The 6,065-nt window shown below is 49.7% G+C and carries 6 protein-coding genes; all 6 read right to left on the reverse strand.

The genetic code is table 11. From position 1 onward, the window contains the following. Positions 1-31: 31 nt before the first annotated feature. Entirely contained in the window at positions 32-562 is a 531-nt protein-coding gene (cobC, locus tag HMPREF3027_RS07525; protein WP_070707868.1) for an alpha-ribazole phosphatase family protein, read from the reverse strand. Continuing rightward, a complete protein-coding gene (locus HMPREF3027_RS07530) occupies positions 559-1,323 on the reverse strand; it encodes an adenosylcobinamide-GDP ribazoletransferase (RefSeq protein WP_070707869.1) in 765 nt (254 codons plus the stop codon). The genes cobC and HMPREF3027_RS07530 overlap by 4 nt, the downstream gene beginning before the upstream one ends. Next, positions 1,323-2,363, reverse strand: coding sequence for a nicotinate-nucleotide--dimethylbenzimidazole phosphoribosyltransferase (cobT, locus tag HMPREF3027_RS07535; RefSeq protein ID WP_070707870.1), 1,041 nt, complete (start codon positions 2,361-2,363; stop codon positions 1,323-1,325). The genes HMPREF3027_RS07530 and cobT overlap by 1 nt, the downstream gene beginning before the upstream one ends. 15 nt (positions 2,364-2,378) lie before the next feature. Next, entirely contained in the window at positions 2,379-2,888 is a 510-nt protein-coding gene (gene cobU, locus HMPREF3027_RS07540; RefSeq protein WP_070707871.1) for a bifunctional adenosylcobinamide kinase/adenosylcobinamide-phosphate guanylyltransferase, read from the reverse strand. Then, on the reverse strand, positions 2,876-4,366 hold the full coding sequence (gene cysS, locus HMPREF3027_RS07545) for a cysteine--tRNA ligase (RefSeq protein WP_070707872.1): 1,491 nt from the start codon (positions 4,364-4,366) through the stop codon (positions 2,876-2,878). The genes cobU and cysS overlap by 13 nt, the downstream gene beginning before the upstream one ends. A gap of 462 nt (positions 4,367-4,828) precedes the next feature. Then, complete coding sequence (locus HMPREF3027_RS07550) at positions 4,829-5,326, reverse strand: PH domain-containing protein (RefSeq protein ID WP_070707873.1); 498 nt, start codon at positions 5,324-5,326, stop codon at positions 4,829-4,831. Positions 5,327-6,065 lie beyond the last annotated feature (739 nt).

Genomic DNA, 6,065 nt, shown 5'->3' on the forward strand with positions numbered 1-6,065 from the left:
CTCCACGCTCTTTTAGTAGCTTTTAAGAAGGTTATAGCTGGTATCTCATCACACTGCCATATCCTTGGAAGTGCTGTGGTGCGTCAATTAGCTCATACAGACCTAGGTAAGCCCCTACCGCCATCTGAATCCCTCCATGTGCAAATATTAGTATTTTTTCGTGATTACTCGCTTTCAGCTCCTCTAGGAGCGTGCCTACGCGAGTGACCACTTCGGCAAAGCTTTCACCATCTGTAGGGCGCTCATAGACATAGTCTTCATACCAGCGAAGTAGCTGAGGATCCTCTATCTCGTCGTAAGCTTTCATCTCCCAAGCGCCAAAGTGCTGCTCGCGCAGTCGCTCATCAGTATCCACTTCAGGGTACCCTATTGCATTGGCAAGCCGAGTAGCCCTCGAAAGGGGGCTCGAAAGCACTCTATCTGGGGTATAGCCCTCCAGCCTTTGCCTTACTAGCTCAGCCTCTTCTGCAAAAGTAGGCTGCAGTGGCACATCTGTCCCCCCATAGCAAATGCCTTGGGGTACATCCACCGAAGTATGTCGTACAACCAATAACTCTTTCATAATATAAATATCCAAACGGCTAAGTAGCTCATCACCTCACAGAGAAGAAAGGTTGCTCCCAGGCAGTCGCCCGTGTAGCCATTGAGCCTTCGTTTCATCAAGAGGTAAAGCAAACCAAATGTGAGGACCGAGAATAGTAGCATCCACCAGCCAGCAGGCGACCATTGAGAGATCGGCAGAAGTCCAAAGTGTGCAGCTAGAATAAAGAGCCCTCGGTGCGGGCGATCCTCATAGACCACCTTCATCTTGGCACTTTCCTCATTCCGAGCATACTTGAGTAGCCGTGGCAGGTTGGAAGCGACAAACTTGCTGATGGGGTCTCCTACCATTACGGTATAAAAGGCTGCCTCCAGTGGCATCCACCCGAGGAGCCCTATCCAAAGGGCTGCATAGCTCACAAAGCCTATAATTGCATAGGCACCTGAGTGGCTATCCTTCATAATCTCCAGAATTCGCTCCCGCGTCCGCCCTCCACCGAAGCCATCAAAGAAGTCCATCAGACCATCTTCGTGCATTCCACCAGTGAGTAGAATACGGAAAATAAACCCTATAGTCACTGCTAGAGTGACTGGGAGAAACTGCCCCAATCCCAATATTACTAGCGCTGTCAAAGGCCCCGTGAGCCACCCCACTACGCTCCAGTAGTAGACCACACGGCGATAGTTCTCCTTCGGGATATTAACCAGTCGCCAAATAGGCAACCTCGTCAAGGCAGAGATGGCTGCCAATATATCATAGGTATAGTACTTAACTTTATTCATCAAAAATACTTCTCAATAGGATTGGTGTTGCCAAATAGAGCCATCTCCGATAGCATCAGCACCGCCGATTGGATGATTGGGTAGGCACAAATTGCTCCAGTACCCTCTCCTAGCTTCATGCCTAGGTTAAGGATCGGGTCGGCATGGAGGTAATTGAGTATCAAGCTGTGTCCCTTTTCATCTCCCTTATGCCCAAATAGTGCGTACTGAAGTACGTTGGGATAGAGCTTGCTTGCCATCAGCATACAGGCAGTCATGATAAAGCCATCCACCACAATCGTCATCTTCAGTTCTGCAGCACGTAGCATCGCCCCCACCGTCATCACCATCTCAAAGCCACCAAAGTAGCTCATCACTTCCTCTGCACTCAAATCTTTGGGTGCATTAGCAATTGCCTCGGCAAGTACCCGCTCCTTGTGGGAAATCTCCTCGCCGTGTAATCCGCTACCCGAGCCGACACAATCGTGCAGAGAAATCCCTGTCAGTAGGTGCATCCACACAGCTGAGGGGCTAGTATTACCGATGCCCATCTCTCCGAAAGAGATGATGTTGCACCCCTTGTCGTGGGCGATTTCCACCTGCCTTGCTCCCGCCTCAATACACTGATTAGCCTCCTCACGGGTCATTGCTGGCTCGTGAAGGAAGTTAGAGGTTCCCTTCCGTATCTTACAATCAACGATCCCCAGCTCCTTAGGGAGGTCGTAATCCACCCCCGAATCCACGATCACCAGCTCAATATCATGCTGGCGAGTGAGGTAATCAATCGCCGTGCCAGAGCGCTTAAAATTGATCGTCTGCTGCCACGTGACCGCCCTTGGCGACTTGCTCACCCCCTCCTGCTCAATACCATGATCGGCAGAGAAGAGGATATGGTGTGGCCGCTCTAGAGTAGGGTGCATCTTGCCCTGAATCATCGCCACCTGGCGTGCGATCTGCTCCAGCTTCCCTAGCGAGCCCTTTGGCTTCGCAATATCATCTATGTACTCCAGCATCTTTTGCCCGAAGGCCTCATCTAGCGGTGTAATTTCAAAGTGTCTCATAATGATTGATTACTCTTATTTTATTTTCAAAGGAATACCCGAAACCATCAGCACCACCTCATCCGAGAGAGAGGCAACATGCTGATTGACCCACCCCTGTAGGTCGGAAAACTTCCGCATCATCGCATTACTTGAGACGCCACCCATTCCTATTTCATTCGTCACAAATATATAAGTGGCTGGGTGGCTAAGAAGCTCCTCAAGCTGCTTCTTAATGAAGAAAAGAGCCTTATCCACATCTTCTTCCACATGAAAAAAGACGTTGGTGGTCCAAAGGGTAAGGCAGTCCACCAGTACCACCCTGCCCGAAAGGTCGAGCCGACCTAGCCAAAGTGGCTCCTCAATGGTCTCCCACTTGTCGGCCCTTCGCTCCTGATGTCGTCGCACCCGATCGGCCATCTCCTCATCTTGCACTGTAGCCGTAGCGAGATAAATGGGGCGAGGCGAAAGTGCCAAAGCCCTTCGCTCCGCCTCACTACTCTTGCCCGATCGGCTGCCACCTGTGATGAGTGTCAGAGTCTCCACGTGCTCCCTTCCTTGCCATCCATGATCTCAAAGCCTATCTTCTTCAGCTCATCACGGATCTTATCCGAGGTCGCCCAGTCCTTGGCTACTTTGGCATTTTGTCGGATCTCCAGAAGTAGATCCATCGCCTTGCCAAATGCCTCGAGGTGCGCCGAGGACTCCCCTGCACCAGCTGGCCGCATCCCCAGTATCTCAAAGAAGAAGGTGTCAAAGAGCTGGTGGAGCTCCTCAATTTGCTCTGCCGTCAGCCCAATCTCACCACTCTCCGCCTGATTGATTTTGCGGGTGGCATCAAAGAGCTCCGCAATCACCTTAGGGCTATTGAGGTCATCATTAAGCGACGCGTAGCACTGCTCTCTATAGTTGGGCATCACTTCAGTCTCCTGCTTAGCTGGCTTTAGCTTGCCCAAAGTGGCGTAGGCACTCATCAGGCGCTCCAGCCCCTTCTCCGATGCTTGTAGTGCCTCATTGCTAAAGTCTACTGTCGAACGGTAATGGGCTTGAAGGATAAAGAAACGGATCACCATAGGGTCGTATGCCTTCTCTAGCGACTCATGCTCACCAGAGAAAAATTGCTCCAATGTGATGAAGTTGCCTAGGCTCTTGCCCATCTTCTGCCCATTGATGGTGATCATATTATTGTGCATCCATACTGGCACAATCTCGTGCCCCTCCGCTGCTACTGCTTGGGCAATCTCACACTCGTGGTGAGGAAAGATCAAGTCCATACCCCCGCCATGGATATCAAATCCATCGCCGAGGTACTTACGTCCCATCGCCGTACACTCCGCATGCCATCCGGGGAAGCCATCGCTCCAAGGGCTAGGCCAACGCATAATATGCTCTGGACTTGCTTTTTTCCAAAGGGCAAAGTCCACAGAGCTCCGCTTCTCCTCTTGCCCATCTAGGCTGCGGGTATTCTCTAAAATATCCTCAATATTACGGCCCGAGAGTACACCATATTGGTGATCTTTATTGTACTTAGGTACATCAAAGTAGACCGAACCATTGGAAACATAGGCATAGCCAGCGTCTAGAATCTCCTGAACTAAAGCAATCTGCTCAATAATATGCCCACTTGCCATTGGCTCAATAGAGGGTGGAAGCACATTCAGGAGATCCATATCCTTATGGTAGCGGGTGAGGTAGTACTGCACCACTTCCATTGGCTCTACCTGCTCTAGTCGTGCTTTCTTCTGAATCTTATCCTCTCCCTCATCGGCGTCATGCTCTAGGTGACCTACATCGGTGATGTTGCGCACGTACCGCACCTTGTAGCCCAAGTGGGTAAGGTAACGGAAGAGGAGGTCAAAGGTGATGGCAGGGCGAGCATGCCCCAAGTGGGCATCGCCGTAAACGGTAGGACCACAAACGTACATTCCCACGTGGGGTGACTGCTTGGGTCGAAGGGGCTCTATTGCTCTCGTCCTACTATTATATACCGAGAGGTGCTCTCGGATTTGCTCTTTACTCTCCATATTGCTCAATATAATATATGTGTGTTGCTGATTAAAATATCCACAAATATACCCATATTTCAGCAATCGGGAGGCTCTCAACCGAGATAAGGCAGGGGTTACCCATTAGGAACGTCTTGCCGTAGGGTATTGATAGGTGTGTATAAAGGTGAGGACCCCGGCTGAGGGGTCCGTGTTAAATAGGCACAGGTCAAGGCACGCAGTGCCGAAGACCTGTGTATAACGATGTGCAAAACACCCTTGCGACCCCGGTTGAGGGGTCGGACAACCTTATCTGGGTCTGACCCCTCAGCCGGGGTCATAGAGTTAGGGAATATGCTCTTACACACAGGTCGTTCGGGGCTTTGCCCCTCCGACCTGTGCCTATTTAAGAGGGACCTCTGCCGAGGTTCTTTCCCCAACAATTCTCTAATGAATGACACGCAGACTTTTCTAATGCGTAACCCCTGCCGAGATGAGTGGTTAGTCAGGCGTAGAGAACCACCTTCCGTCGGCATTCAGGAGCACTTTATGCTTACTTTCCTCTTTTGGCATCAGTAGAATGCAATCTTCTTTGCGTGAGGTGGTATAGGAGTGGAGCGTATCCCAACGATCTCTCCCATTAAGGTGCATGCGCCAGATGCCCCAGTAGCCAAAGTACCCACCCGAGGCAAAAAGCCGTACTGCTTTGGTGGTCGAGAAGTGCTCTATATATATAGGAGTGTACTGAGATAGGCTGTAGACCTTTTTATAACATAAAAATCGGACGACTAGCTTCTCACCATCGTAGCTGGTGGAGAGGGGGCGAAGGAATATAGGGATGATGGCAAATAGCAATAGTACTGTAGCCGTCACTTGAAGCCATAGTCCCCCTTCGCAGTACAGGGCAATGACCGCAATGGTAATCACGATCAATACTAGCGTGGTCATGATAATGGTGAAGCGATCCCATTTGTTTTTGTAGTGCTTTATCGGCTCCATACAGTCTTGTGTTTTTTTATGAATAGTTCTTTTGAGTTTATCTTTTATTTGGTGTAAATATAACAAATGTTTGCGATATAGTCCACACTAGTGAGGGGCTATTGCACGAAGTTCCGCATTAGAAAAGGTCTTACTGTTTGGTTTTTTGCGGAGTGTCTTTGGGGTAAGGACCTCGGAGAGGTCCTTAGTAGAGGGCGATTATTTTTTGGGGGGGCTAATCGGACAAGTCGGACAGGTCAGACAGGTCGGAGGTAGTGGTCGGGCGAAAAGTTTAGTTGCAACTAAGCGTTTGCTTAGTTGCAACTCGGCATTTGCTTAGTTGCATCTCGCCGATCGCTTAGTTGCAACTCAGTTTTCGCTTTTATATGGTGTTGGATATCAGTCTATTATAAATGGGCTTTTTTGGCCCATTGGTTTAGGTTCATGCAGGCATTTTGTTGGTGCGTTTATTCTATTTACAACTATCAAATGCTTTTTCTTCTTCTGTATCGTTTGCGTTATGATTTGGTGACGGTGCTTGAGATTGGGTATAATTTGGTCAGGGGTTACGCATTAGAAGAGACAGTTGTACGAATGATGATATTCAAACTGTTTAGGATAATGGGGTAAGGACCTCGGCAGAGGTCCCTCTTAAATAGGCACAGGTCAAAGGGGCGTTAGCCCCGCATGACCTGTGCTGTGTATCGTGGATGCCCAATATCTCTATGACCCCGGCTGAGGGGTCAGACCTAGAGATAGG

It is taken from the genome of Porphyromonas sp. HMSC077F02 (assembly GCF_001815465.1).
GTDB classification, from domain to species: Bacteria; Bacteroidota; Bacteroidia; order Bacteroidales; family Porphyromonadaceae; genus Porphyromonas_A; species Porphyromonas_A somerae.